Origin of the sequence: Mesorhizobium sp. WSM3860, from assembly GCF_002294995.1 — a bacterium.
Taxonomy (GTDB): domain Bacteria; phylum Pseudomonadota; class Alphaproteobacteria; order Rhizobiales; family Rhizobiaceae; genus Mesorhizobium.
Genome location: NZ_NSGF01000004.1, coordinates 237,869 through 264,570 on the forward strand (window position 1 = coordinate 237,869; position 26,702 = coordinate 264,570).

Here is a 26,702-nt window from a genome sequence, read left to right on the forward strand (position 1 = left end):
GCTGATTCGGGTCTAATCTACCCGCAGATGAATCCGACATCAAACGCGATTTGACAAAATCGAATCCGCTGGACTCGTGTTGCGACTCAGCGGCTGCTCATCGCGTTGCTTGGCGGTGGTTTCAGAGCTGAATCGAGCCGATGATTTCCCGGTGAGATCGAAAAAATTACGCCCCCGTTGCAGCCGGAGGCGCGTCATTTCGATCAGATATGGCTCAGCGGTCCTCGAAGCCGGTCAGCACGCCGACGGCGTTGATGCCGATCTCTTCCACAGCGTACCCGCCCTCCATGACGAACAGCGTCGGCAGGCCGAGCTTGGCGATGCGGCGGCCGATCTTGGGATAGTCTTCGCTCTTCAGCTTGAACTGGCTGATCGGATCCTTCTCGAAGGTGTCGACGCCGAGCGAGACCACGACCACGTCCGGCGCATAAGCGGCAAGCTTGGCACAGGCGTCTTCCAGCGACGCGCTCCAGCCGTCCCAGTCGGTGCCGAAGGGCATCGGATAGTTGACGTTGAAGCCTTCGCCTTCGCCCTCGCCGCGCTCGTCGGCATGGCCGAGGAAGAAAGGGTACTCGACCATCGGATCGCCATGCAGGTTGAGCACCTGAACGTCGCCGCGGCGATAGAAAATCTCCTGCGTGCCATTGCCGTGGTGGTAATCGACATCGAGGATCGAGACACGGCTTGCGCCTTGGTCGCGGAACCATTGCGCGACGACGGCGGCGTTGTTGATGAAGCAGTAGCCGCCCATGAAGGCAGCGCCGGCGTGGTGGCCGGGCGGGCGGCAGAGCGCGAAGGCGGTCCGCTCGCCGGCCTTGACCAGGGCGGCCGCCGTCAGCGCGACGTCATAGGATGACTTGATCGCTTTCCATGTGCCTTCGACGAAGGTGGCGCCGGCATCGAAGGAATAATAGCCGAGCAGGGCGTCGATGCGCTTCGGCGGCACATCGCCGCGCAGGCCGCGCGTCGGCCAGGTGAAGCCCATGGCCGAGCCCTTGAAGCCGGCGGCGACCCATTCCGGCCAAACCGTCGGCAGGAAATCGATGTAGTGCGCTTCATGCACGCGCTTGGCGGCGGCAAGGTCGTGCTCGACTGGCCCGATGATCGGCCCCAGCTTCTCGCTTTCCACCCTTGCCTTGATGAATTCGGCCCGCGACGGCTTCTCGAAACCAGGCACGATCGCCGAGGTGACCAGTTCCATCTGGCCGGCGTGACCGGCGTGAAGCGGCGAGAAAACTGTCTTCATTTTGGGAGTTGGCTCGCTGTTCGAGTTCGGGTTACGGGGCTTCAAACAGCTTTGTGGCAGAGAGTTCCGGCGCCGCCAAGGGGCATTTCGATTTGTCGTCGGGGCCAGCACGGGACGGCTTGCCAGACGCCAATACTCTGCTAGCCTAGGCACAAAGGGGAGAAAATGATGCCGCAAACGGCCGATCTTATCGTCGAGAACGCCAGCATATTGACGATGGATCCGGATACCCCCGCGGCCCAGGCGATTGCAATCAAAGGCGGCCAGATAATTGCGATCGCAGATCGCGATAGCGTTCGCGACTGCAAAGGTCCTGCCACTCGTGTCGTCGATGCCCAGGGCGGCTCCGTCCTGCCGGGCTTCATCGAGGCGCATATGCATTTGTTCGGCGGCGCGGCCGAGCTCGACAATCTGCATCTGGCAGGCGTGCAAGGCTTCGACGCGCTGCGCGACGCGATCCAGGGCTTTGCGGCGAAGCGTCCGAATGCCAGGCTGTTGATCGGCGCGGGCGTAGACTATGCGATCCTGCCCGAACCGGTGACGCGCCATCACCTCGACCGCATCATTCCCGACCGGCCCTTCGCCATGTCGGCCTCCGACCATCACACGATGTGGGCGAACACCAAGGCGCTGGAAGAGGCCGGCCTGCTGCATGGCAAGCAGGTGGGACCAGGCAACGAGATCGTTATGGGCGCGGACGGGCTTGCCGCCGGCGAGTTGCGCGAAGGCGAGGCGTTCGGGCCGATCCTCGACCACTTTGGGGCCAACCGGACGCGGCTCGGCCTCGAAGGTGCGGAGCCGGCTCCTTATCCGTCGGCGGCGGAGCTTGCGGCCGACCGCGACCTCATGCATCGCGGGCTTGAGTGGTGCGCAAAGCATGGCATCACCTCGATCCAGAATATGGATGGCAATCTCTACCAGCTCGAGCTGCTTGCCGGGTTGCAAGAGGAAGGACGGCTCATCTGCCGCACCAAGATCCCGTTCCACTTCAAGAATTTCATGAACCTGGACATGTTGGAAAAAGCCTCGCGCATGGCGGCGACCTACAATTCCGAGTGGCTGTCGTCCGGAATGGTGAAGGTCTTCTATGACGGGGTGCTCGATTCCTGGACCGCGGTGATGGTCGACGACTATGCCGACCGTCCCGGCTGGCGCGGCAAGCCGCTTTTTTCCCCCGAGCATTTCGCCGAGGTTGCGGTCGAAGCCGACAGGCGCGGCCTGCAGATCGCGGTTCATTCGATCGGAGACGGAGCGGTGCGTGCCGTGCTCGACGGTTACCAGGCGGCATCGAAGAAAAACGGCAGGCGCGACAGCCGGCACCGCATCGAGCACATCGAAGTGATCACCCCGTCCGATGTGCCGCGTTTCGCCGAGCTCGGCGTGCTCGCCTCGATGCAGCCGCCGCATCCGCCGGGCGCGATGAATTTCCCGCTGGAGCCGACGATCTCGCGCATCGGCCGCGATAAGTGGCCGCTGAGCTACGCCTGGCGCACCTTGAAGAATGCCGGCGCGCGGGTCGTCTTCGCGTCCGACTGGCCGGTCTCGCCGGTTGACCCGATCCTGGGCATCCAGGCAGCGGTGATGCGCAAACCTTGGGCAGAAGGCCTCCCGGACCAGAGCTTCTCGCTGCATGAATCGATTGCCGGCTACACGGTCGAGGGCGCCTATGCCGAGTTCATGGAACACCGCAAGGGACGCCTGAAGCCCGGATACCTCGCCGACATCGTCGTTTTGTCGGCCGATATCGAGAAGACGGCGCCGGAGGCGCTGCACAGGGTGCGGCCGGTCACCACCATCTGTGGCGGAAAGATCACTTACCAAGCTTAGGATGGACCAGGCCTGAGGCTGGCATGGGTATTGCGTTTAAAAAGCGAGTAGCAGCTCCGCAGTTGCCAAGCCGGTCGGCTTATGGTGACAATCGAACAGGAACGCACCTGCCGCCAAGAGCAGGCTCTCTCAATGGGGTAATCGTGCCGGAACAACCGGGTAAGAACGCGATCGAAGTTCGCGGTGTCCGCAAAGTATTTGGAACCGGTGAAAACCAGGTAGCCGCTCTCGACACGGTGTCGGTGTCTATCCGCGAGAACGAGTTTTTCACGCTGCTCGGCCCGTCCGGGTGCGGAAAGACGACGCTGCTGAGACTGATTGCCGGCTTCGATTTCCCAAGCGCCGGCGAGATCCTCCTGCACGGCCAGGACATCGCGCCGCTGCCGCCGTTCAAGCGACCCGTCAACACCGTCTTCCAGAACTATGCGCTGTTCCCGCACATGACGGTGGCGCAGAACATCGGCTTCGGACTGGAGATGCTCGGCAAGCCCAAGGGCGAAATCGAGGCGCGCGTCGCCCAGATGCTGAAGCTGGTGAAGATGGAGGCGCTCAAGGCACGCCGGACCAGCCAGATATCGGGCGGCCAGCAGCAGCGTGTGGCGCTCGCCCGGGCGCTCGCGCCGCAGCCGAAGGTGCTTCTGCTCGACGAGCCGCTCTCGGCGTTGGACTACAAGCTGCGCAAGGAAATGCAGATCGAGCTGAAGCGACTGCAGCACGAGACCGGCATCACCTTCATCTTCGTCACCCACGACCAGGAAGAAGCGCTGACCATGTCCGACCGCATCGCGGTGATGTCGGCCGGCAAGATCCTGCAGGTCGGCACGCCGCGCGACATCTATGATCGCCCCGCCGAGCGCTTCGTCGCCGATTTCATCGGCGAGACGAATTTCTTGGCCGGCACGGTGATGTCGAAGAAGCCAGGGATGGCGACGGTGAAATTCGCGAGCAACGCGACGATCGCCGCCGGCTATCCGGAAGGCTTCGATCCGACAGGCGAGGTGACGCTGGTGGTGCGCCCCGAGCATGCCGACCTGGTGCCGGATCCGGCCAAGGGCACGATCGCTGGAACGCTTTCCAACATCGTCTATTTCGGCACCGATACGCATTACCACGTGAGGCTCGACGGCGGTGAAAACTTCATCGTGCGCCATCAGAACAGCCGTTCGAGCCCGGCCACGTACGAGACCGGCGCCAAGGTCGGCATCCAGTTCGAGGAGGACGCCGCGCGCGTCTTGAAAGACTGATGACGACAGCTACGCTCACCCCAACCATGCCATCCAAGGCCGCGTTGTTCGAGGCCCAGGCGGTGAAAGCCGGCGCGCGGCGCAACCGGCTGCTGTCGCTGCCGGCTCTGATCATCATCGGCATCTTCGGCGTGCTGCCGCTTTTGATCATCTGCGTCTATTCGTTCCTGGTCGCCGCGCCCTATGGCGGCGTGCAGTGGCAGTTCTCGACCGACGCCTATCTGAACTTCCTGTTCCAGCGCGACATCTTCGACGACACCCTGCAATTCACGCCGGACTTCCTGATCATCTATCTGCGCTCGTTCCTGTTCGCGGTGGTGACGACGATCATCTGCCTGCTGCTCGGCTTTCCGACCGCCTATTTCATGGCGACGCGGCCGCCGGCGCAGCGCAACTGGTGGGTGCTTCTGATCACCATCCCGTTCTGGTCGAACCTTTTGGTCCGTACGCTGGCGATCATGTTCATCATCCGCGACGAAGGGCTGATCAACAACGCGCTGCTGGCGCTCGGCGTGATCGATAAGCCGATCACCATGCTCTACACCAATTTCGCCATCCAGCTCGGCCTACTCTATGCCTTTCTGCCGTTCATGGTGCTGCCGCTCTATTCCAGCCTGGAGAAGCTCGATTTCCGGCTGATCGAGGCGGCCTACGATCTCTACGCGACGCGCCGCCAGGTGCTGTGGCGGGTGATCATCCCGCTGTCGAAGCCCGGTATCATCGCCGGCTGCCTGCTCGTCTTCATCCCGGCGCTCGGCGCGTACGTCACGCCGCTGATCCTGGGCGGCGGTGTCCACCTGATGATCGGCGATCTGATCGCCCAGCAGTTCGGATCGGGGCGCAACTGGCCGCTCGGCTGCGCGCAGGCGCTGATCCTGATGGCCGCGGTTCTGGTGGCGCTGTTCTTCTACGTCCGCAACACGTCGGGGAAGGTGCAGCATGGCTGAGCCCCGCAGCATCGACATCAAGGAGCAGCCGGGCTTCCGCTCGATCGCGATCATCTGCCTGCTGGTGCTCTACGTGCCGGTGCTGATCCTGATGATCTTCTCGCTGAACAGCGGCTCGCTGGTCACGCATTGGGAGGGCGTCACGCTCGGCTGGTACGGCAGCGCGCTGCGCAACGAGGAATTCCATAACGCTGCCCGCAACACGCTGATCATCTCGATCAGCGCCACGATAATTTCTACCGTGTGCGCGACGCTTGCGGCGATCGGCATGACAAGGGTGAAGCCGTGGCGCGGGCTGGCGGCTGCCTTCATGGTCATCAACCTGCCGCTGATGGTGCCGGAAATCATCACGGCGGTAGCGACGCTCTCGTTCTTCGCGCTGATCGCCGGCACGTTCGGACTGAATTTCGGCATCGGCAATCTGATCCTCGCCCACACCGTGTTCTGCATTCCCTTCGCCTATATGCCGATCCGGGCGCGGCTTGAGGATATGGACCTGACGCTGGAATATGCCGCCGCCGACCTCTATGCGACGCCGTGGAACGCGTTCAGGCGCATCACGCTGCCGTTGCTGGTTCCCGGCATCATGTCGGGCGCGGCACTCGCCTTCATCGTCTCATTCGACGATTTCACCATCACCCAGCTCGTCGCCGGCCCCGGCCAGACGACTTTGCCTTTGTACATCTGGAACCAGATCCGGCGGCCGATGACGCCGGAGATCAACGCCATCTCCACCATCCTGCTTTTGGTGTCGATCCTGTTCGTCTCGGTCTCGTTCCTGATCGCGCGCCGACGCGCCAAATGATCCGTGAGCTCCAACACAAAACAATGGGAAGGCAAGGAGAACATTGAATGTCTGGAAAACTGATGGCGGCCGTTTCCGCGGTCGTATTGTTATGGGCCGTTCCGGCGCTCGCCGACGGCGAGCTGCATATCTACAATTGGGGCGACTATACCAACCCCAAGCTGATCGAGAAGTTCGAGAAGCAGTACAACGTCAAGGTGACGCTGGACGACTACGATTCCAACGAAACCATGCTGTCCAAGGTGCGCGCCGGCAATTCCGGCTACGACATCGTTGTGCCTTCCGACTACACGGTGAAGATCATGATCGAAGAGGGCCTGCTCGAAAAGACCGAGCCCAACGCGATGCCGAACGGCAAGAACATCGATCCGCGCTTCCTCGATATCTACTGGGACTCCGGACGCCATTACACCGCGCCGTGGCAATTCGGCACGACGGCGTTCTCCGTCAATACGGATAAGTTCAAGGGCGACATCAACACGCTGGCCATCCTGTTCAACCCGCCGGACGAACTGAAGGGCCAGATCAACGTGCTCGACGACGTCAACACGGTCATGCACGCGGCCGAGCGCTATGCCGGCGTGCCGCGCTGCGGCGCAGACAAGGCCAGCCTGAAAAAGGTCAACGATGTACTGATGGCCGCCAAGCCGTCGTGGAAGACCTTCAGCTACGACACCATCACCAAGATCACTTCCGGCGACGTGATCGTGACCGAACAGTGGAATGGTGCGGCCTACCGCTCGCGTCAGAAGATCCTGGCGATCAAATATGCCTATCCGAAGGAAGGCATCGAAGGCTGGATGGACAATGTCGCGGTGCTGAAGGGCGCCAAGAACCTGGAGAACGCCAAGCTCTTCCAGGATTTCGTCATGGCGCCTGAGAACGCGGCGCTGATCTCCGAGTTTGCCGGTTACGACAACGGCATCGCCGGCAGCCACAAATTCCTGCCGGCGGAGTTCGCCAACTCGCCGGAAATCAGCCCGCCGGCCGGCTCGCCGACGCCGGAATTCGTGCCGCCGTGCCCGCCGGATGTGGTGGAGATCTACAACAAGATCTGGACCAACCTCCGCAAATAGCTCCGGCAGAATGCATGAAGGAGGGGAGGCTCCGGCCTCCCTTTCTTATGTGCAGGGAGGGACTGATGACATCTTACCGCAACTCCGATCCGCGGCCCCCGATCATGCAGGGCTCGCCGCCGGCCATGGCTCTGCCGAAGCTCGATTGGGATCGGCCACCATGGAACCGCTGGGCCTTCCAGCACATCCGTGAGTTTTTGCCGACTGTCGAGGTGTGGCGCGGCCAAGGTCATCGCCGTCGGCTCGAGCGCGCCGAGGTCGATCTCGATGACCTGGCGGTGGCGGATAGCGAGGGCCGACCGACAACGCTCGCCGGACTGCTCGACGAGACCTTTACGGACGGCTTCCTGGCGCTGAAGGACGGCAAGGTCGCCTACGAGCGCTACTTCAACGGCATGGACGAGCGCACGCTGCATCTGTCGCAGTCGATGGCAAAGTCGGTCACCGGCTCGGTATGCGGCATCCTGGTCGGGCGCGGCCTGATCGACCCGGCTAGGCTGGTGACCGATTATCTTCCGGAGCTCGGCGAGACCGCTTGGGCCGGGGCCACCGTGCAGCAAGTGCTCGACATGACGGCCGGCGTGCGCTTCTCGGAAGAGTACACCGATCGCTATTCCGAGATCGGTCAGGTCGATGTCGCCACCGGCTGGAAGCCGATCCCGCCGGGCAGCGATCCTGATTTCCGGTGGCCTGCGCATCTGTTCGAGCTGATCCTGCGGCTGAAGGACAAGGTGCGGGAGCATGGCGAGGCCTTCGAATACCGCTCGATCGAGACCGATGTGCTTGCCTTCATCATGGAGCGGGTGAGCGGCAAGCGCCTGGCGCAGCTTGTCTCGGAAGAGCTTTGGCAGAAGCTCGGCGCCGACGAGAGCGCCTGCTTCACCGTCGACAGCGCCGGCTATGCGCTGGCCGATGGCGGCTTCAACGCTACGCTGCGCGACTATGGCCGCTTCGGCCAATTGATCCTCGACAATGGCGGCGGTGTGATCCCGGCCGAGTGGATCGAGGCGACGCGCAGCGGCAAGCACGGGCCGAATTTCAGCCCCAGCCTTCCGGACGGCAGTTACCGCAACCAATTCTGGATCGAGGATCCGCGCTCTCGCGCACTGATGTGCAAGGGCGTGTTCGGCCAGATGATCCATATCAGCTGGGAGCACAGGATGGTCGTAGTGAAGCTTTCGACCTATCCGGATTTCCTCAACGCCGCCTATTCGGTGGCGACGCTGAAGGCCGTGCACGCCATAGCTGCCGCGCTAGGCTGAAAATCAGAGACAGACGCCCCGGGAGACAATCGTGACCGGCAACACCGCGTTCGAGACCAGATACGGCTTTGCCCGCAAGGATGTGCGGCTCGACAACTGGCGGCTGAGGCCGTTCAGCCAATGGTCGTTCCAGAATGTCGGCGAACTGGTGCCGAGCGTCCATGTTGCCGCCGCGCCCGGCGGCGAGGAAGAGGTGAAATCGCTCGGCGCGCTGCTCGATGAGAAAGTTACCTTGGCTGGTAGCGCCGAAACAGTCGAAGCCTTTCTCAAGCGCTCCGACACTGACGCGCTGACGATCCTGAAGGGCGGCAGGCTGGTCGGCGACTGGTCGGCGCCGCATATGGCGTTCGGTCAGCGCCACATCATCTTTTCGATCAGCAAGTCGGTGACGGCGATCCTCGCCGGCATCCTGGAAGGCGAGGGGGTGTTCGACCCGGAAGCGCCGGTGACAAAGTACATCCCCGAAGCCAAGGGCTCGGCCTATGGCGATGCGAGCGTGCGCAATGTGCTCGACATGACGGTCAGCCTCGATTTCGAGGAGGCCTATCTCGATCCCGAAAGCGCCTTCGCCCGCTATCGCCGCGCGACACTGTGGAATCCGGGCGGCGGGTCGGAAAGTCTCGCTGCTTTTCTTTTGACGCTGCAGCGCCTCTCGGAGCCGCATGGGCAGACCTACCGCTATCGCTCACCCAATTCGGATATGCTGGGCATCCTGGTGGAGCGGGCATCCGGCAAACGCGTCAGCGACTTGCTCAGTGAGAAACTGTGGCTGCCGCTGCGCGCCGCGAGCGAGATGTCGGTGACCGTCGATATGGAAGGCACGGCGCGTACCGCCGGCGGCATGTCGATGACGCCGCGCGACCTTGCCCGTATCGGCGAGATGATGCGGCAGGGCGGCACGGCCAACGGCCGCCGCATCGTGCCTGAAGCCTGGGTGCGCGACACGGTTGCCAAGGGCGGCAGCCATGAAGCCTGGCGGCGCGGCGCGATGCTGTTCCTCTTCCCGAAGGGCCGCTACCGCAACAAATGGTACCAAATGGGCAGGGCAAGCGGCGCCTTCTGCGGTATCGGCATCCACGGCCAGTGGATTTACGTCAACCCGAGCGACGAGGTGGTCATCGCCAAGATGTCGTCGCAGCCGGAGCCGGTCGACGACCAGCTCGACCTTGATATCGTGGCATTTTTCGAGACATTGAGCGGGATGGTTTGAGCCGTTCGGCTGGTCGTCCCGACACTGTTTCCTGTGGACCTTCCCGGCGGGGTTAACGCACGGCGGTTGGCGCAGCCGTCGTCCAGGCCTATGGTCGCCGCTCTTTTCGACGGGAACCAGCATGGCATCAGACATCAAGCGCATCGCAGCAATCATCGCGGCCGAGATCGGCTCGCGGCCGGAGCAGGCGGCAGCCGCAATCGGGCTGCTGGACGAGGGCGCAACGGTGCCTTTCGTGGCGCGCTATCGCAAGGAGGTCACCGGCGGCCTCGACGACACGCAGCTGCGCGACCTTTCCGAGCGGCTTGCCTATCTGCGCGAGCTCGATGCGCGCCGCGACACCATCCTCGGTTCTATCCGCGAGCAGGGCAAGCTGACCGAGGACCTCGAGGCCAAAATCGCGGTGGCGACCACCAAGGCCGAGCTCGAAGACATCTACCTGCCGTACAAGCCGAAGCGCCGCACCAAGGCCGAGATCGCCAGAGAACGTGGACTGGGGCCGCTGGCCGAGGCGATCCTCGCCGACCGTTCGGCGGTGCCTGCCGAACTCGCGCTAGCCTATCTCACCGACGAGGTTCCCGAAGCCAAGGCGGCGCTCGAAGGCGCGCGCGACATCCTGTCCGAGCAGTTCGCCGAGAACGCCGAGCTGGTTGGCAGGCTGCGCGCCTATATGAAGGAACGCGCTTTCCTGCGCGCCCGCGTCGTCGACGGCAAGCAGGAGGCGGGCGCGAAATTCTCCGACTATTTCGACCATGTCGAGCGCTGGGCGAACGTGCCCAGCCATCGCGCCTTGGCCATGCTGCGTGGCCGAAACGAGGAAGTGCTGTCGCTCGACATCGAGGTCGATGCCGACGAGGCCCTGCCGGTGAAGCCGGTCGAGCGGATGATCGCCAACGCCTATGCGATTGGCAGCACCATGCCGGGCGACCGTTGGCTGATGGAGGTCGCCGGCTGGACCTGGCGGATAAAACTATCGCTCCATCTGACGCTTGATTTGATGCGCGACCTGCGCGAGCGGGCCGAGGACGAGGCCATCCATGTCTTTGCCCGCAACCTCAAGGACCTGCTGCTCGCCGCGCCCGCCGGCTCGCGGCCCACGATGGGTCTCGATCCCGGCATCCGCACCGGCGTCAAGGTGGCTGTGGTCGACGGCACCGGCAAGCTGGTGGCGACGACGACCGTCTATCCGTTTCCGCCGAAGAACGATGTGCGCGGCACGCAGGCGGAACTTGCCAGGCTCATTCGCTTCCACAAGGTGGAGCTGATCTCGATCGGCAACGGCACCGGCAGCCGCGAGACCGAGAAGCTGGTGGCCGACATGCTCGCCGGCCTGCCGTCGGACGGCGGGCCGAAGCCCATCAAGGTGATCGTCAGCGAGGCCGGCGCGTCGGTCTATTCGGCCTCGGCGACGGCGGCCGCCGAGTTTCCCGACCTCGACGTGTCGCTGCGCGGCGCTGTGTCGATCGCGAGACGCCTGCAGGACCCACTGGCCGAACTGGTCAAGATCGAGCCGAAGTCGATCGGCGTCGGCCAATACCAGCATGATGTCGACCAATACCGGCTCGGCCGCTCGTTGGAGGCGGTGGTGGAGGATGCGGTCAATGCCGTTGGCGTCGACCTCAACACAGCATCCGCGCCGCTCTTGGCGCGCGTTTCGGGACTGGGGCCATCGCTTGCCGAAGCGATCGTCGCGCATCGTGACGCCGGCGGTCCCTTCGCCACCCGTCGCGACCTGTTGAAGGTGGCGCGCCTCGGGCCGCGCGCGTTCGAGCAGTGCGCCGGCTTCCTGCGCATCCCGAATGGTTCCGAGCCACTCGATGCTTCTGCGGTGCACCCGGAAGCCTATGGCGTGGCAAAGAAGATCGTCGCCGCCTGCGGGCGCGACGTGCGCTCGCTAATGGGCGACAGTGCCGCGCTCAAGGCGCTCGATCCGCGCGTCTTCGTCGACGAGCGCTTCGGCCTGCCGACGGTACGCGACATCCTCGCCGAGCTGGAAAAGCCTGGACGCGACCCGCGCCCCGGCTTCAAGACGGCGACCTTTGCCGAAGGCGTCGACGACATCAAGGACCTGAAGCCCGGCATGCTGCTCGAAGGCACCGTCACCAATGTCGCCGCCTTCGGCGCCTTCGTGGACATCGGCGTGCACCAGGACGGGCTGGTGCATGTCTCGCAACTGGCCGACCGCTTCATCAAGGACGCGCATGAGGTGGTGAAGGCCGGCGATGTCGTGAAAGTGCGGGTCGTCGACGTCGATATCAAGCGCAACCGTATCGGCCTGTCTATGCGCAAGGACGGCGATGGCGGCGCCTCGCGCGGCGGCCAGCGTGACAGCGGCGGCGGCAAGCCCGTGCCGCGTTCGCCGGCGCCGCAACGCCAGCCCGAACGGCCGGCGCAGGGTGCTTTCGGTGCGGCGCTCGCTGAGGCGATGAAACGGAAATAGCTACCACGCCAGAACAGCCGGCTCCTTCTCAACCTGGCCCCGCAGCCAGTCGCGAAAACTGACAACCGGCGGATGGCCGCGCTTGTCGTGCGGCACGACGAGATAATAGGCACTGCGGCTCTGCATCGGCTTGCCCGGCGCCGGCACCAACTGGCCACGCTGCAATTCTCCGGCGATCAGGATCTGCGGGAGCAGCGCCACGCCGAGCCCCGCCATGCAGGCTTGCGCGACCGTGCCGAACTGCTCGAACTGCATGCCGGGGGCGGTCGGCGCGTCGAGCTCCTGATGCTCGAACCATTCGCTCCAGGCGTCGGGACGCGTTGCCATGTGCAGCAGAGGCAGGCGGCCGATATCGGCTGGCGTCGCGACCTTCCGCTGCGCCAGGAATTCGGGCGCGGCGACGGGCATCACGGTCTCGCGCATCAAAAGCGTGCAATCTGCGTCCGGCCAGTCGGACATGCCGTGATGGATCGCGGCGTCGAGGCGCTCGCGCACGAAGTCGAAGCGGCCGATGCGGGTGGCGAAATTGATCGTGATGTCCGGATGGCGGGCGACGAAATCCGGAATGAGCGGCATCAGCCAGCGCGTGCCGAAGGTCGGCAGGATGGCAAGGTTGAGAACACCGCTATGCCGATTGCTCATCAATCCAAGCGCCGCATCGCGCAACTGCCCGAGCGCCGAGCGCACCGCTTCGGCATAGATCTCGCCCGCCGTGGACAGCCTGACATTGCGGCTGTCGCGTTCGAAGAGCCGGCGCCCGAACTGCTCTTCCAACAGATTGATCTGCCGGCTGACGGCGCCTTGCGTGAGATCGAGCTCGCGGGCCGCGGCGGTGAAGGAGCCGAGACGCGCCACCGCCTCGAAGGCGGCAAGCGCGCTGATGTTCGGCAAGAGGCGGCGCTGGACGTTCATGATCTATTACTAACGCTCATTGATCCTTGATGCAATTTTGTTTGATTTTTTCCAGGTGGAGGCGGATAAGCCGGGCCATCAAGGTTACCGGGAGACCCATGTCATGGCCGCCGAGAAGAATGCTTTCGTGTGGAACGATCCTTTCCTGATCGAGGACCAGCTTTCCGAAGACGAGCGCATGGTGCGCGACGGCGCAGCGGCCTTCGCCGCCGACAAGTTGGCGCCCCGCATCGAGGAAGCCTATGCCGATGAGAAGACCGATCCCTCGATCTTCCGCGAGATGGGCGACGCGGGCCTGCTCGGCATCACCATTCCGGAGGAATATGGCGGGCTCGGCGCCAACTACGTCACCTACGGGCTGGTGGCGCGCGAAGTCGAGCGCATCGATTCCGGCTACCGCTCGATGATGAGTGTGCAGTCGTCGCTGGTCATGTATCCGATCCATGCCTACGGCTCGGAAGAGCAGCGCAAGAGGTACCTGCCGAAGCTCGCCTCCGGCGAATGGATCGGCTGCTTCGGCCTCACCGAGCCGGATGCCGGCTCCGATCCGGGCGGCATGAAGACGCGCGCCGAGAAGACGGCGAACGGCTACAGGCTTTCCGGGTCCAAGATGTGGATCTCCAACGCGCCGATTGCCGACGTCTTCGTCGTCTGGGCAAAGTCGGCCGCGCATGACAACCAGATCCGCGGTTTCGTGCTGGAAAAGGGCATGAAGGGGCTGTCGGCGCCGAAGATCGGCGGCAAGCTTTCGCTGCGAGCCTCAATCACCGGCGAGGTTGTGATGGAAGGCGTCGAGGTGGGCGAAGAGGCGCTGCTGCCCAATGTCTCGGGCCTGAAGGGACCCTTCGGCTGCCTCAACCGGGCGCGCTACGGCATCTCGTGGGGCGCCATGGGCGCGGCCGAGGATTGCTGGCACCGCGCGCGGCAATACGGCCTCGATCGCAAGCAGTTCGGCAAGCCGCTCGCCGGAACGCAACTCTTCCAGAAGAAGCTCGCGGACATGCAGACCGAGATCGCGCTCGGCCTGCAGGGGTCGCTGCGCGTCGGCCGGCTGATGGACGAAGGCAAGATGGCGCCGGAGATGATCTCCATCGTCAAGCGCAACAATTGCGGCAAGGCGCTCGATATCGCCCGTCAGGCGCGCGACATGCATGGCGGCAACGGCATCCAGATCGGCTACCACGTGATGCGTCATGCGCAGAACCTGGAGACGGTCAACACCTATGAGGGCACGCATGACGTGCATGCGCTGATACTGGGAAGGGCGCAGACGGGACTGCAGGCATTTTTCTAAGCCGGCACGCTGCTTAAATTAGGTGCAGCGCAACATCTCTGCTTGGAAAATGCCATTCATGTGTGTCAGGGTTCGGCGACCGAGAACGCCGAACTCCGGGGCCCCATGGCAATTCTGGCAGCCGTCCACCACCTGACCCATTACAAATACGACCGTCCCGTCGTTCTCGGCCCCCAGGTGATCAGGCTGCAGCCGGCGCCGCATTCGCGCACCAAGGTGCTCAGCCATTCGCTGAAGGTCGAGCCGAAGAACCACTTCGTCAATCTGCAGCAGGATCCGTACGGCAACTTCCTCGCCCGTTTCGTCTTTCCGGAGCCGGTGACGGAACTGAAGATCGAAGTCGATCTCGTCGCCGATATGACGGTCTATAATCCGTTCGATTTCTTCGTCGAGGAATCGGCCGAGAATTTCCCGTTCGACTACCCGGAGGAAATCCGGGAAGACCTCGCCATCTACCGCACGCCGGAGCCAGCCGGGCCGCTGCTATCGGCCTTCCTGAAGACCATCGACCGTAGTCCGACCAACACGGTCAACTTCCTGGTCGGGCTCAATGCGCGGCTGCAGCGCGAAATCGCTTATATCGTGCGAATGGAGACCGGCGTCTATTCGCCGGAGGAGACGCTGGCCGCCGGCAAGGGCTCGTGCCGGGATTCGAGTTGGCTGCTGGTGCAGGTCCTGCGCAACCTCGGCGTCGCGGCGCGTTTTGTCTCCGGTTACCTGATCCAGTTGAAGCCGGACCTCGTCTCGTTGGTCGGACCGCCCGGAACCTCGGTCGATTTCACGGACCTGCACGCCTGGTGCGAGGTCTATATCCCGGGCGCCGGCTGGATCGGCTTCGACCCGACTTCCGGTTTGCTCACCGGCGAAAGCCATGTGCCGCTGGCGGCCACGCCGCATTTCCGCAATGCCGCGCCGATCTCCGGCATGGCGAGCTTCGCCAATGTCGATTTCGGCTTCGACATGGGGGTCCAGCGCATAGCCGAGCATCCGCGCATCACCAAGCCGTTCTCGGACGAGAGCTGGGAGGCGCTCGACGCCTTGGGCAACAAGGTCGATGCGGTTTTGCGGGAACAGGATGTGCGGCTCACCATGGGCGGCGAGCCGACCTTCGTGTCGATCGACGACTTCGAGTCCGCAGAATGGAACACGGCTGCCGTCGGTCCGACCAAGCGCGACAAGGCGGATCAGCTTATCCGCCGGCTGCGCGAGCGCTTCGCGCCGGGCGGTTTTCTGCACTACGGGCAAGGCAAGTGGTATCCGGGCGAGAGCCTGCCGCGCTGGACCTTCTCGCTTTTCTGGCGCACCGATGGCGAGCCGGTCTGGCGCGACCCGTCGCTGATCGCGCGCGAAACAAGCACCGTTCCTGTCGGGCCTGAGCACGCCGCCGGCTTGCTCACGGCGATCGCCGGCGAGCTCGGCATCGACAAGGCGATGGTCAGCGAGGCCTATGAGGATCCGGCCGAATGGCTTCTCAAGGAAGGCAGGCTGCCGGACAATGTCGATCCGTCCAATTCCAAGCTGGAGGATCCGGAAGAGCGCAGCCGCATGGCGCGGGTCTTCGAGCGCGGCCTGACCGAGCCGTCGGGGTATGTGCTGCCGGTTCAGCGCTGGAACAGCCAGGCTGCCGGGCAGCGCTGGCGTTCGGAGAAATGGAAGACGCGGCGCGGCCGGCTGTTCCTGGTGCCGGGCGACTCGCCCGTCGGCTACCGGCTGCCGCTCGGCGCGCTGCCTTACGTGCCGCCGGCGCAATTCCCTTATATCGTGCCGGTCGATCCTTCGGTGCGGCGCGGCGCCTTGCCGGTGCGCGACGCTATACTGCCGGAAACCGCCCCAGCAGAACTTGAGGGTCCCGACGAAATGGCACGCCGCCAGCTGGCAGTGTCCTTCACAGCTGCGACCGGCCAGCAGGACCGCGTCGAGCAGGAGATCACCGAGATCGGCGGTGCGGTGCGCACGGCGCTCACTGTCGAGCCGCGTGACGGGCGGCTCTGCGTGTTCATGCCGCCGGTCGAGGCGCTCGAAGACTACCTCGAACTGGTGGCGGCGGCCGAAAACGCGGCCAAGGCGATCGGCCTGCCGGTTCATATCGAGGGTTATGGGCCGCCGCACGACCCGCGCCTCAACGTTATCCGAGTGGCGCCCGATCCCGGCGTCATCGAGGTGAACATTCACCCGGCCGCCAACTGGCAGGAATGCTTCGCGACGACCACGGCTATCTACGAGGAGGCGCGGCAGTCGCGGCTCGGCACCGACAAGTTCATGATCGACGGCCGCCACACCGGCACGGGCGGCGGCAACCATGTCGTTGTCGGCGGCGCGACGCCTACCGACAGTCCGTTCCTGCGCCGGCCGGACCTGTTGAAGAGCCTTGTGCTGCAGTGGCAGCGCCATCCATCGCTCTCCTACTTGTTTTCGGGCCTGTTCATCGGCCCAACCAGCCAGGCGCCGCGCATCGACGAGGCACGGCATGATTCGCTTTATGAGCTCGAGATCGCGCTGGCGCAGGTTCCGCATCCCGACAAGGGCGAGGCGCCCTTGCCGTGGCTGGTGGACCGGCTGTTCCGCAACCTCTTGACCGATGTGACCGGCAACACGCATCGCTCGGAAATCTGCATCGACAAGCTGTTCTCGCCGGACGGTCCGACAGGACGGCTCGGTTTGGTCGAGTTCCGTGGCTTCGAAATGCCACCCAATGCGCGCATGTCGCTCGCCCAGCAATTGCTGGTCCGCGCCATCATCGCCCGCGCCTGGAGGAACCCGCTCGACGGCCGCTTCGTGCGTTGGGGCACTTCGCTGCATGACCGTTTCATGCTGCCGCATTATGTCTGGGCTGATTTCCTCGACGTGCTGGAGGATCTGAAGCAAAACGACTTCGACTTCCGCCCGGAATGGTTCGCAGCCCAACTCGAATTCCGCTTCCCGTTCTGCGGCGAGGTGCAGCATGGTGGCGTCAAGCTGGAGCTCAGGCAGGCGCTGGAGCCCTGGCATGTGATGGGTGAGCAGGGCGCGATCGGCGGCACGGTCCGCTTCGTCGATTCCTCGGTCGAGCGGCTGCAGGTGAGGACGGAAGGCCTTAATCCGGAACGTCACGCGGTCGTCTGCAACGGCCGCATCGTGCCGATGAAGGCGACCGACAGCAGAGAGGTCGCAGTGGCAGGCGTGCGCTTCAAGGCCTGGCAGCCGGCCTCCGGCCTGCATCCAGCCCTGCCGGTCAACACGCCGCTGGTCTTCGACATCTACGACCGCTGGTCGGGCCGCTCGTTGGGCGGCTGCGTCTATCATATCGCGCATCCGGGCGGCCGCAACTACGAGATCTTCCCGGTCAACGGCAACGAGGCGGAAGCGCGGCGGCTTGCCCGCTTCGAGCCGCGCGGCCATACGCCGGGTGCCTATGTGCTGCGTGAAGAACAAGGCTCTGAAGAGTTTCCCATGACCCTTGACCTCAGGCGACCGGCGAGATTCTGATCGGCCATGGCCAAGGGGAATCAGAAACGGGCACGCGGCAGGCCGCAGTCGCACAGCCTGCTGGAGCATTACCGGCCGATCGACGGTGTCGTCGACGAGATGGTCGACACATCAGGCAATCCGCGCCCGGCTTGGCGGTCCTTCATCGAAGCGCTGGACGAGCTGGGGGCCGAGACACTCGGACAGCGCTTTGCCCGCGCCGACCAATATCTGCGCGATGCCGGCGTCTACTACCGCGTCTACGACAAGGCCGGCGCCAACGAACGCGAATGGCCGCTGGCGCATGTCCCGCTGCTGATCGACGACAAGGAATGGGCCGAGATCAGCGCCGGCCTTGTCCAGCGCGCCGACCTGTTCGAAGCGATGCTGGCCGACATTTACGGGCCGAACCGGCTGATCGAGAAGGACATCCTGCCGGCCGGGCTGATTGCGGCGAGCCCGGAATATTTGCGCCCGGTGGTCGGTGTCGGTCCGGCCAGTGGGTATTTCCTCCATATGGTCGCCTTCGAGCTCGGCCGCGGACCGGATGGCCGCTGGTGGGTGTTGGGCGACCGCACCCAGGCGCCGTCGGGCGCCGGCTTCGCGCTGGAGAACCGCGTCGCCACCACGCGCGCCTTCTCGGAGATCTATGGCGATCTGCATGTGCATCGCCTGGCCGGCTTCTTCCGCCGCTTCCGCGATGCGCTGAACGGCATGGCGAAGGATTCCGGCGGCCGCGTGGCCATCCTGACGCCCGGCCCGCTCAACGAGACCTATTACGAACACGCCTATATCGCCCGCTATCTCGGCATCATGCTGCTCGAGGGCGAAGACCTGACGGTGTCCGGCGGTCGGCTGATGGTGCGCACGGTTTCGGGGCTGATGCCGATCGGCGTTTTGTGGCGGCGGCTCGATGCGGCTTTCGCCGACCCGCTGGAGCTCAAGCCGGACTCGCAGATCGGCACGCCGGGACTGGTCGAGGCGATCCGGCGCGGCACCGTCTCGGCCGTCAACGCGCTCGGTTCGGGGCTGGCAGAAACGCGGGCGCTGCTTTCCTTCCTACCGCGGATCGCGCGGGAACTGCACGGCGAAGAGCTCAAGCTGCCGAACATCGCGACCTGGTGGTGCGGGCAGCAGACCGAACGCGACCATGTGCTGGCCAATGTCGACCGCTTGGTGGTCGGCCCGGCGCTTTCGACACGGCTTGCCTTCGAGGACGATGGCGCGACCAGGCTCGGTTCGGCGCTTTCGGCCGGGGAGCGGGCGGAGCTTATCGCGCGGATCGAAGCCGACGGGGCTGGCTTCGTCGGCCAGGAGGCGGTCACGCTCTCGACCACCCCGGTCTTTGTCGGCGGCCGGCTGGAGCCGCGGCCCGCCAGCCTGCGCGTCTATCTGGCTCGGACGCCGGACGGCTGGACGGTGATGCCTGGCGGGTTTGCACGCATCGGCTTCTCGCTCGACCCGACCGCGATCGCCATGCAGCGCGGCGGCCAGGCGGCGGATGTGTGGGTGGTCAGCGACAGGCCTGTCGAGCGGGAGACGCTGCTGCCGCAGGAGACCGACGGCTTCACTCGCACCATGCCCGGCAGTCTGCCGAGCCGTGCGGCGGAGAACCTGACCTGGCTCGGCCGCTATATCGAGCGCTCGGAAGATACGGTGCGCGTGCTGCGCGCTTATCACGTCAGGCTGGCGGAGACGTCCGACCCCGATATGCCGCTGCTCGCCGACATCAGGGACTATCTCGAACCGTTCGGCATAGAGGTCGAAACCGCGATACCGCTTGGATTGATCGGCACGTTGGACAGCGCCGTCTACAGCGCCGGCCAGATCCGCGACCGCTTCTCGCCGGACGGCTGGCTGGCGCTGAAGGACCTGTCGAAGACCATCCACAAATTCGCGGAGACGGTCGCGCCGGGCGACGACGCGACGCGGGCGATGACCGTGATGCTGCGCAAGCTTGCGGGCTTCTCGGGCCTGCTGCACGAGAACATGTACCGCTTCACCGGCTGGCGTTTCCTGGAGATCGGCCGCCGGCTGGAACGCGGCATCCAGATCGCCCGCACGCTCGCCAGGCTGACAACGGCAGGCGCGCCCGACGGCGCGCTCGACATGATGCTGGAGATCGGCGACAGCGTCATGACCCACCGCCGGCAATATCCGGTGCAGGCAGGCCGGCGCACGGTTATCGACCTCCTGGCGCTCGATCCGCTCAACCCGCGCTCCATCCTGTTCCAGCTCGAGCGGCTCAAGGCCGAGATCGGCATGCTGCCTTCCGTCGGCGGCGAGGGACACATGTCGCCCGCGGCGAAAGAAATCCTGCAGCTCAACACGGCGCTCGCCGTCATGGAGCCCCAGGACATGACCGCGAAGGTGCTGGACGATCTCGCCAACCAGATCAGCGACCTCTACAACAGTCTCGCCAAGGCCTATTTCGGTTAGATGCTCTACGACATCAGGCTTCATCTTCATTACGGCTATGCGGCCGCAGCCGGCGGCGGCAGGCACCAGCTGCGCGTGCTGCCGCAGACGCTTGCCGGCGTGCAGCGGGTTATCGCCGCCTCGCTGTCTTTCCAGCCAAATCCGGCCGAGCGGGCGGATTTTTGCGATTTCTTCGGCAACAGCGTCACTGCGATCGCGGTTCGCGACGCGCATGAAGAGCTCCACGTCAAGATGAGCGCTCGTGTGTCGGTGTCGCGGCCGGAACCCGGCCTCGACGTCTCGCCCGACATTCCCGGCTTGAGGGCGGAACTCGACGCCGTACGTTCGCTGTCCGCCAACGCCCCACATCATTTCCTCGCCGCCAGTGACCACGCCGGCATCGAAACGGCGATCACGGCCTATGCGCGGGAAAGCCTCGCCGGTTCGGCGATCGCCACGACGGTCGACCTCTGCAATCGCATCCACCGCGATTTCACCTATGACGGCAAGGCAACCAGCGTGGAGACGCGCGCCAGCGATGCCTTTGCCCTGAAACGCGGAGTCTGCCAGGATTTTTCACATATCATGATCGCCGGGCTGCGTGGGCTTGGCATCCCCGCCGGCTATGTCAGCGGCTTCCTGCGCACGATCCCGCCCAAAGGCAAGCCCAGGCTCGAAGGCGCCGACGCCATGCATGCCTGGGTCAAGGCCTGGTGCGGGCGCGATGCCGGCTGGCAGGAATTCGATCCCACCAACGGCATGCGGGCGAGCAACGACCATATCACGGTCGGGTACGGCCGCGACTATTCCGACGTGGCGCCGATCGTCGGCGTCCTGAAAACCACCGGCGGGCAGGTCGGCGAGCAAGCGGTCGACGTTATCCCGGTCGCTGCCTGAAGGCGTACGATCGGTCGTGCGGCTGCTTCTCAAATCGCGATCCCGCCGTTATCGTGCCGCCGGATCGTGGATCGGCCCGCCGGGCACTTGCGCGGAGTTCAATTGTTGACATCGGTCAGCATCATCATTCCAGCACACAACGCGTCGGCAACCGTTGCCGACACGTTGGCAACCTTGCGCTCGGAAGCCGAGATCATCGGCGAAGTGATATTGGTCGACGATTCCTCGACGGACAACACGGCGGCCGTGGCCGCGGACGCAGCCTCGCGGCTCGCCCTGCCGTTGCGGGTCATCCGGTCGGATTGTCTGGACGCGGGCGGCTCCCGCAATCTTGCGCTCACCGAGGCACGCTTTCCCTGGATCTACATGATCGACGCCGACGATCTGCATATCGAGGGCGGGTTGCGGACGCTGCTGTCCAAGACAAGGACCAAGCCAGGCGCCGACATGGTGGTGGGCGCCTACCGCCGGCGGACCGATGGCCGGGACCGACAGTTTAAAACGCCGGCCGGCTACATGGGTGCCGGGCTCGCCAATGCCTCCGCCTATCTGGAAGGCAGGATACGGTCGATTGCCGTCGGCAGCGCGCTGGTGTCGCGGCGTACGGTCGGCGACACGCGCTTCCCGACCGGGCTTGCCTACGACGAGGACACGTTGTTCTGGGCGCGGGTGATGAGCAAGGCATCGCTCGCGGTCGTGACACAACCGATCATGATCTACTTCGTATCGTCGGACCGTTCGGATGACCGCTTCGCGATTAAGCCTGCGCGGCGCTTCCTCGAATGGCGCCAGGCGCTGCGCGAACTCGCCGACTGCGGCATTGCGAAATCGTCCTTGAAAGCGAGGGAAGGGCTTGTGGCGCTCAAGATCGCCCGCGTTCACTATGCCCGCGGCGATCTCGAAACGGCGGCAAAATTCCTGGCGGTTGCCGAAGCCGCCCCCAAGGTTTCCACCGACACCTGGCGCTGCATGCGCTACCGGCTCAAAATCGCGGCGCGGCGCCGGTTCCCGGCTCATCGCGTCCAGTTGCAAAGTGCCTGATGGCCGACGAGCCGGAACTTGCAGTCGTGGTGATAGGTTTTCGGGCTCCGACCGATCTGGTCGCGGCGGTAAGGTCGGTGCTCGGCCAGAACATTCCGCTCGAGGTGGTGGTCGTGAATTCGGGCGGCGGGAATGCCCAGGCGCTTCTGGCCAATGCCGGCCTCGAAGTGCCAGTCATCGAATGCGAAGAAAGGCTCTTTGTCGGCGCCGCGAGAAATCGCGGCATAGTGGGGACGAAAGCTCCGTTCATCGCCTTTCTCGCGGATGATTGTCTGGCCTGCCCGCGATGGGCCGAGGTCCGGCTGCGCCATCACCGGGAAGGCGTCGCGGCCGTGGCAAGCGCCATCGTCAACAGTCATCCGCGCAATCTGGTCGCGTGTGCGGCCCATCTCGTCACCTACATGCGGCGTCTGCCAGGTCTTCCCGCCCATAAAGCACTTCGCTACGGCGTTTCTTTCGACCGAAAATTATTCGAACGGTATGGCCTATTCGACGAACAAATGGCGTCGGGAGAAGACACGGAATTCCTGGAAAGGCTGCCAAAGGCGGTTGTGCCGCTATGGGAGCCGGCGGTGCTTACCGTCCATCGCAACGAGACACGGCTGATCCGAGTGATGGCCGACCAGTATCTGCGCGGATACCGGTATGGGGCCTACCTCAAATCCGCTGGACACCGAAAGCCATTGCGCACTTTCAAAGGGGTGTTTCGGGACCGGCGCAATGTCGGCAAGTTCGCAAAAGAAGGCCTGGCCGAAGAGGATAGACGTTTCGCGATGTTATCGCTGCCGATCGTATGGGCGGCATTGTTCGTAAAATCGCTGGGGGCAGCCGTCGGCGTAAGGTATGGCGATAGGACAGGCACGCGGCCATGATCACCATCGAGATGAAGCAGCCGCGCCGTCGGCGCGGTCGATGGCTTTGGTCGCGGCAAAGGATCGTCGCCATTTTCAGCTATCGCTACGACGCACATCTGGTGCCAGACCTCCTCGCCAATCTCGATGCAATCGTCGATGGCTGGATCGCCTATGACGATCGGGCGGCGGATGCGGTTTTCAGCAATGAACCGCAGAGGCGGCGCGCGCTTATTGCCGCGTCCCATGAGGCGGGTGCCGATTGGGTTCTGGCAATGGACCCGGACGAAAGGCTGGAAGATGCCGTCGCCCGCCGGCTCGGCCAATTGACCAGCGGGTCCAGGCGCACTGCCTGGGGATTTCGCTTGAGGGAGATGTATACGCCGACTAGCTATCGCGTCGACGGCGTCTGGGGCCAGAAGGTGCAGCACAGGCTTTTCCCCGCCTACCACCCGGATCTGAGCCCGTCGCAAGGGCTGCATGGGGCCTGGTTCCCCGAAGATTTACGCTTCAAGCTTCGGGACAGCGGCCTTAATCTTTATCATTTGAAGATGATCGAGCCGAAACGGCGCGCGGCACGTCGCGACCTCTACAAACATCTCGATCCGGAGCAGCGTTTGCAGCAGATCGGCTACGACTATCTGGCCGATGAGTCGGGAGCGGTTCTGGAAGCGATACCGGCCGGGCGAGACTACTTTCCCGCCCATGTCGACGACGGCGGGCTTTGGATGGCTGAGGTGTCCGCCGACCGGCAGGGGTGAATCACGCTCCCTGGGAACGGCGGAACCAGCCGCTGTCGCGCGTCTTATCTACGGACCAGATCCGTGGAGCCATCATGCTGCAACGAGCACAATCGTCCTTCGGCCGCCTGGCGGGTGGTGTGGAAATACAAGGGAACGGCGCGCAGAGTTCCGCCGAGCGCGCCGCGCTCAGTTATGTCAGCGATGCCGATCCGGGGATCCGGCGCCTGAGAAGAGGCAAGGGATTTTCCTATGTCGGCCCGAACGGGAGCGCTGTCAGCGCGGCGATGCTTGACCGCATCAAGGCGATCGTCATTCCGCCGGCGTGGACCGATGTATGGATCTCGCCCGACCCGAACGGCCATATCCAGGCGACCGGCCGGGATCAGCGCGGACGCAAGCAGTACCGCTATCATCCGCAGTGGACCGAGGAACGGGACGGCGTCAAATACTCCAGCCTCGTTGCTTTCGCGGAAAGCCTGCCCGCCTTGAGGCGCCAGGTCGATGCCGACCTGCGCCGTCTTGGACTGCCGCTGGAGCGCGTTGTCGCGTCTGTCGTCTGGCTGCTCGACAACACCATGATCCGTGTCGGCAATGCCGCCTATGCCCGCGACAACAAGAGTTTCGGCCTGACCACGCTGCGCGACCGCCATGTCGAAATCACCGGTTCCAGCCTGCGCTTCTCCTTCATGGGCAAGTCCGGCAAGGAATGGAAGCTAAAGCTGGTCGACCGACGCATCGCCAAAATCGTGCGCGGCGCGCAGGATCTGCCTGGCCAGAAGCTGTTTCAGTATCTGGACGACGAGGGGACCCGCCGGCCACTGCGGTCGGAGGACGTCAACCGCTATATTCGCGAGGCATCTCGCCCGGAGTTCAGCTCCAAGCATTTTCGCACCTGGGGCGGTACCATCCATGCGGCATCCCTGTTCGCGCAGGCGGAGTTGCCCGAGAGCATGACCCAGAAAAAGAGGGTGATGAACAGTATCGTCGACAAGGTCGCCGAACGACTCGGCAACACGCGAGCCGTCTGCCGCCGGTGCTATATCCACCCGCTCGTCTTCGAGGCCTGGGCCGAAGGGAAGCTGCTCGGCGAAATGGCCGAAGCCAACAAAAGAAAGCGCCTTATACCGGGCCTCGACGAGGAGGAGACGCTGGTGCTGAGATGGCTGCAGACGTGCGAAGCCTGACCACCGGGATGACAGCGTAAACCCTCGATCGCCCTACGAATTTTTTTGTCGACCTTGTGTCGGGAAGGGTCCTACTGTTTCGTCCTTTGATACGGAAAGGACGCACCATGCTCTATGCCATTCTCTGCTATGCCTCCGAAGACGTCGTCTGCTCCTGGAGCAAGGAACAGGACGAGGAGGTTATGGCAAAGCTCCTCAACGTACAGGACAAATACGCCAGGGCAGGCCGGCTGGGGCCGGTGGCGCGCCTGCTGCCGACCACAGCCGCGACGACGCTTCGCAAGGTCAAGGGCGAATCGGTGGTGCTCGACGGCCCGTTCGCCGAGACCAAGGAGCAGTTCCTCGGCTTCTACACACTGGAATGCAATCACCTGGACGAAGCCGTCGAGTTCGCCCGCGAACTCTCCGAGGTCAATCCGAGCGGTGGTTCCTACGAGATCAGGCCGATCTCGGTCTTCAATCCGACAAAGGTTCCCGCATGACCGAACTTGCCTGGATCAGCAACGCGATCAGCACCGCCCGTCCGCAGGCGATGGGCGCGCTGCTGCGCTATTTCCGCGACCTCGACGCCGCGGAAGAAGCTTTCCAGGATGCGTGCCTGAGGGCACTGAAGAACTGGCCGAAAAACGGGCCGCCGCGCGATCCGGCGGCCTGGCTGATCTTCGTCGGCCGCAACAGTGGCATCGACGCGGTGCGCAAGCGCGCCAAGCAGGCGCCGATGCCGGAAGAGGACCAGATCTCCGATCTCGAGGATGCCGAAGGCGATATGGCCGAGCGGCTGGACGGCGCGCATTATCGCGACGACATCCTGCGGCTCCTGTTCATCTGCTGCCACCCCGACCTGCCGGCGACGCAGCAGATCGCGGTCGCGCTGCGCATCGTCTCCGGCTTGAGCGTCAAGCAGATCGCGCGCGCGTTTCTCGTCGGCGAGAGCGCTATGGAGCAGCGCATAACCCGCGCCAAGGCGCGCATCGCCGACGCCGGCGTGCCGTTCGAGACGCCGGGCGCGGTCGACCGCTCGGAGCGGCTCGCGGCGGTCGCGGCCATGATCTATCTGATCTTCAACGAAGGCTACTCGACCAATGGCGGCGAGGCGCCGGCCCGCGCGCCGTTCTGCGAGGAGGCGATCCGGCTCGCCAGGCTGCTGCTCAGGCTGTTTCAGCAGGAACCGGAGATCATGGGGCTGACAGCGCTGCTGCTTCTCCAGCATGCGCGCGCGCCGGCGCGCTTCGACGCGCATGGCGAGATCGTGCTGCTCGAGGATCAGGACCGGTCGCTGTGGAGCCGCAAGATGATCGACGAGGGCCTGGCGCTGGTCGACAAGGCGCTGCGGCATCGCAAGCCCGGCCCATACCAGGTGCAGGCGGCGATCGCGGCGCTCCATGCGCGGGCGGCGACACCCGAGGATACGGACTGGACCGAGATCGATCTGCTCTACGGCCTGCTCGAGCAGATGCAGCCGTCGCCGGTGGTGACGCTGAACCGCGCGGTCGCGGTGAGCAAGGTGCGCGGCCCGGAAGCGGCGCTGGCGATGATCGAGCCGCTGGAGGACCGGCTGGCGGGCTATTTCCACTTCTTCGGCCTGAAAGGCGGCCTGCTGATGCAGCTCGGACGTGGCGAGGAGGCACGCGTGGCTTTCGACCGCGCGATCGCGCTTGCCAATACCGCCGCCGAAGCCGCTCATATCCGCATGCATATCGATCGGCTGATCAAGGAAAGCACCGAGAAGTCGCAGGCCAAGAAGGCGCGCTGATCCTACTTTCGCTGCTGGCCCAATTTTGCGCGCCGGGGTTGGACCATCCCGGGGTGGCGGTTTTTCCCTGAAACGAGTAATGCCACGCCATGAAAGCGCCGTCGTGCA

Annotated in this window: 20 protein-coding genes; 18 read left to right on the forward strand and 2 right to left on the reverse strand. The window is 64.3% G+C overall.

From position 1 onward, the window contains the following. Nucleotides 1-214: 214 nt before the first annotated feature. Nucleotides 215-1,246, reverse strand: coding sequence for a histone deacetylase family protein (locus CK220_RS10025; RefSeq protein ID WP_095811370.1), 1,032 nt, complete (start codon nucleotides 1,244-1,246; stop codon nucleotides 215-217). Nucleotides 1,247-1,414: 168 nt separating this feature from the next. Here CK220_RS10025 and CK220_RS10030 point away from each other — a divergent pair, with 168 nt between their 5' ends. The 8 genes from CK220_RS10030 to CK220_RS10065 all read left to right on the forward strand — a co-directional run bounded on the left by CK220_RS10030 (nucleotide 1,415) and on the right by CK220_RS10065 (nucleotide 12,057). Continuing rightward, nucleotides 1,415-3,073: an amidohydrolase gene (locus CK220_RS10030; RefSeq protein ID WP_095811488.1), complete on the forward strand. Its 1,659-nt coding sequence runs from the start codon at nucleotides 1,415-1,417 to the stop codon at nucleotides 3,071-3,073. Nucleotides 3,074-3,216: 143 nt separating this feature from the next. Further along, nucleotides 3,217-4,317 (forward strand): ABC transporter ATP-binding protein, encoded by a 1,101-nt coding sequence (locus CK220_RS10035; RefSeq protein ID WP_095811371.1) that lies wholly within the window; start codon nucleotides 3,217-3,219, stop codon nucleotides 4,315-4,317. Further along, nucleotides 4,317-5,264 (forward strand): ABC transporter permease, encoded by a 948-nt coding sequence (locus CK220_RS10040; protein ID WP_095811372.1) that lies wholly within the window; start codon nucleotides 4,317-4,319, stop codon nucleotides 5,262-5,264. The genes CK220_RS10035 and CK220_RS10040 overlap by 1 nt, the downstream gene beginning before the upstream one ends. Then, a complete protein-coding gene (locus tag CK220_RS10045; protein WP_095811373.1) occupies nucleotides 5,257-6,069 on the forward strand; it encodes an ABC transporter permease in 813 nt (270 codons plus the stop codon). Before CK220_RS10040 ends, CK220_RS10045 begins: the two co-directional genes overlap by 8 nt. Nucleotides 6,070-6,116: 47 nt before the next feature. Further along, complete coding sequence (locus tag CK220_RS10050; protein ID WP_176479043.1) at nucleotides 6,117-7,145, forward strand: extracellular solute-binding protein; 1,029 nt, start codon at nucleotides 6,117-6,119, stop codon at nucleotides 7,143-7,145. A gap of 65 nt (nucleotides 7,146-7,210) precedes the next feature. Then, nucleotides 7,211-8,407 (forward strand): serine hydrolase, encoded by a 1,197-nt coding sequence (locus CK220_RS10055; RefSeq protein WP_095811375.1) that lies wholly within the window; start codon nucleotides 7,211-7,213, stop codon nucleotides 8,405-8,407. A 31-nt stretch (nucleotides 8,408-8,438) separates the two neighbouring features. Continuing rightward, nucleotides 8,439-9,617, forward strand: a complete 1,179-nt coding sequence (locus CK220_RS10060; protein ID WP_095811376.1) for a serine hydrolase — start codon at nucleotides 8,439-8,441, stop codon at nucleotides 9,615-9,617. Between the two features lie 121 nt (nucleotides 9,618-9,738). Next, nucleotides 9,739-12,057, forward strand: a complete 2,319-nt coding sequence (locus CK220_RS10065; protein ID WP_095811377.1) for a Tex family protein — start codon at nucleotides 9,739-9,741, stop codon at nucleotides 12,055-12,057. Here the strand turns inward: CK220_RS10065 and CK220_RS10070 are convergent, their stop codons facing one another. Beyond that, entirely contained in the window at nucleotides 12,058-12,969 is a 912-nt protein-coding gene (locus tag CK220_RS10070; protein ID WP_095811378.1) for a LysR family transcriptional regulator, read from the reverse strand. Nucleotides 12,970-13,072: 103 nt separating this feature from the next. Here CK220_RS10070 and CK220_RS10075 point away from each other — a divergent pair, with 103 nt between their 5' ends. From CK220_RS10075 to CK220_RS10120, 10 genes are all read left to right on the forward strand, one after another. After that, nucleotides 13,073-14,263, forward strand: a complete 1,191-nt coding sequence (locus CK220_RS10075) for an acyl-CoA dehydrogenase (protein WP_095811489.1) — start codon at nucleotides 13,073-13,075, stop codon at nucleotides 14,261-14,263. 105 nt (nucleotides 14,264-14,368) lie between these two features. Beyond that, a complete protein-coding gene (locus CK220_RS10080; RefSeq protein WP_095811379.1) occupies nucleotides 14,369-17,728 on the forward strand; it encodes a transglutaminase family protein in 3,360 nt (1,119 codons plus the stop codon). Nucleotides 17,729-17,734: 6 nt separating this feature from the next. After that, nucleotides 17,735-20,146 (forward strand): circularly permuted type 2 ATP-grasp protein, encoded by a 2,412-nt coding sequence (locus CK220_RS10085; protein ID WP_095811380.1) that lies wholly within the window; start codon nucleotides 17,735-17,737, stop codon nucleotides 20,144-20,146. After that, complete coding sequence (locus CK220_RS10090) at nucleotides 20,147-21,022, forward strand: transglutaminase family protein (RefSeq protein ID WP_095811381.1); 876 nt, start codon at nucleotides 20,147-20,149, stop codon at nucleotides 21,020-21,022. Between the two features lie 105 nt (nucleotides 21,023-21,127). Then, nucleotides 21,128-22,063 (forward strand): glycosyltransferase family 2 protein, encoded by a 936-nt coding sequence (locus tag CK220_RS10095; RefSeq protein WP_095811490.1) that lies wholly within the window; start codon nucleotides 21,128-21,130, stop codon nucleotides 22,061-22,063. Further along, nucleotides 22,063-22,935, forward strand: a complete 873-nt coding sequence (locus CK220_RS10100) for a glycosyltransferase (RefSeq protein WP_095811382.1) — start codon at nucleotides 22,063-22,065, stop codon at nucleotides 22,933-22,935. The genes CK220_RS10095 and CK220_RS10100 overlap by 1 nt, the downstream gene beginning before the upstream one ends. Then, nucleotides 22,932-23,675, forward strand: coding sequence for a hypothetical protein (locus tag CK220_RS10105; RefSeq protein ID WP_095811383.1), 744 nt, complete (start codon nucleotides 22,932-22,934; stop codon nucleotides 23,673-23,675). The genes CK220_RS10100 and CK220_RS10105 overlap by 4 nt, the downstream gene beginning before the upstream one ends. Before the next feature lie 74 nt (nucleotides 23,676-23,749). Beyond that, nucleotides 23,750-24,841 (forward strand): DNA topoisomerase IB, encoded by a 1,092-nt coding sequence (locus tag CK220_RS10110; protein WP_095811384.1) that lies wholly within the window; start codon nucleotides 23,750-23,752, stop codon nucleotides 24,839-24,841. Nucleotides 24,842-24,948: 107 nt separating this feature from the next. Then, nucleotides 24,949-25,323 carry a YciI family protein gene (locus tag CK220_RS10115; RefSeq protein ID WP_067002334.1) on the forward strand — a complete coding sequence of 125 codons (375 nt, stop codon included), beginning with the start codon at nucleotides 24,949-24,951 and terminating at the stop codon, nucleotides 25,321-25,323. After that, complete coding sequence (locus tag CK220_RS10120; RefSeq protein WP_095811385.1) at nucleotides 25,320-26,594, forward strand: RNA polymerase sigma factor; 1,275 nt, start codon at nucleotides 25,320-25,322, stop codon at nucleotides 26,592-26,594. The genes CK220_RS10115 and CK220_RS10120 overlap by 4 nt, the downstream gene beginning before the upstream one ends. The last annotated feature ends 108 nt before the right edge of the window (nucleotides 26,595-26,702 follow it).

Excerpts from the sequence above, each read along its gene's own strand:
- CK220_RS10120 (WP_095811385.1), top strand. The coding sequence starts at position 25,320 with ATGACCGAACTTGCCTGGATCAGCAACGCGATCAGCACCGCCCGTCCG.
- CK220_RS10055 (WP_095811375.1), top strand. The coding sequence starts at position 7,211 with ATGACATCTTACCGCAACTCCGATCCGCGGCCCCCGATCATGCAGGGC.
- CK220_RS10040 (WP_095811372.1), top strand. The coding sequence starts at position 4,317 with ATGACGACAGCTACGCTCACCCCAACCATGCCATCCAAGGCCGCGTTG.
- CK220_RS10080 (WP_095811379.1), top strand. The coding sequence starts at position 14,369 with ATGGCAATTCTGGCAGCCGTCCACCACCTGACCCATTACAAATACGAC.
- CK220_RS10110 (WP_095811384.1), top strand. The coding sequence starts at position 23,750 with ATGCTGCAACGAGCACAATCGTCCTTCGGCCGCCTGGCGGGTGGTGTG.
- CK220_RS10075 (WP_095811489.1), top strand. The coding sequence starts at position 13,073 with ATGGCCGCCGAGAAGAATGCTTTCGTGTGGAACGATCCTTTCCTGATC.
- CK220_RS10090 (WP_095811381.1), top strand. The coding sequence starts at position 20,147 with ATGCTCTACGACATCAGGCTTCATCTTCATTACGGCTATGCGGCCGCA.
- CK220_RS10070 (WP_095811378.1), bottom strand. The coding sequence starts at position 12,969 with ATGAACGTCCAGCGCCGCCTCTTGCCGAACATCAGCGCGCTTGCCGCC.
- CK220_RS10115 (WP_067002334.1), top strand. The coding sequence starts at position 24,949 with ATGCTCTATGCCATTCTCTGCTATGCCTCCGAAGACGTCGTCTGCTCC.
- CK220_RS10050 (WP_176479043.1), top strand. The coding sequence starts at position 6,117 with ATGTCTGGAAAACTGATGGCGGCCGTTTCCGCGGTCGTATTGTTATGG.
- CK220_RS10030 (WP_095811488.1), top strand. The coding sequence starts at position 1,415 with ATGCCGCAAACGGCCGATCTTATCGTCGAGAACGCCAGCATATTGACG.
- CK220_RS10025 (WP_095811370.1), bottom strand. The coding sequence starts at position 1,246 with ATGAAGACAGTTTTCTCGCCGCTTCACGCCGGTCACGCCGGCCAGATG.
- CK220_RS10100 (WP_095811382.1), top strand. The coding sequence starts at position 22,063 with ATGGCCGACGAGCCGGAACTTGCAGTCGTGGTGATAGGTTTTCGGGCT.
- CK220_RS10105 (WP_095811383.1), top strand. The coding sequence starts at position 22,932 with ATGATCACCATCGAGATGAAGCAGCCGCGCCGTCGGCGCGGTCGATGG.
- CK220_RS10045 (WP_095811373.1), top strand. The coding sequence starts at position 5,257 with ATGGCTGAGCCCCGCAGCATCGACATCAAGGAGCAGCCGGGCTTCCGC.
- CK220_RS10065 (WP_095811377.1), top strand. The coding sequence starts at position 9,739 with ATGGCATCAGACATCAAGCGCATCGCAGCAATCATCGCGGCCGAGATC.
- CK220_RS10085 (WP_095811380.1), top strand. The coding sequence starts at position 17,735 with ATGGCCAAGGGGAATCAGAAACGGGCACGCGGCAGGCCGCAGTCGCAC.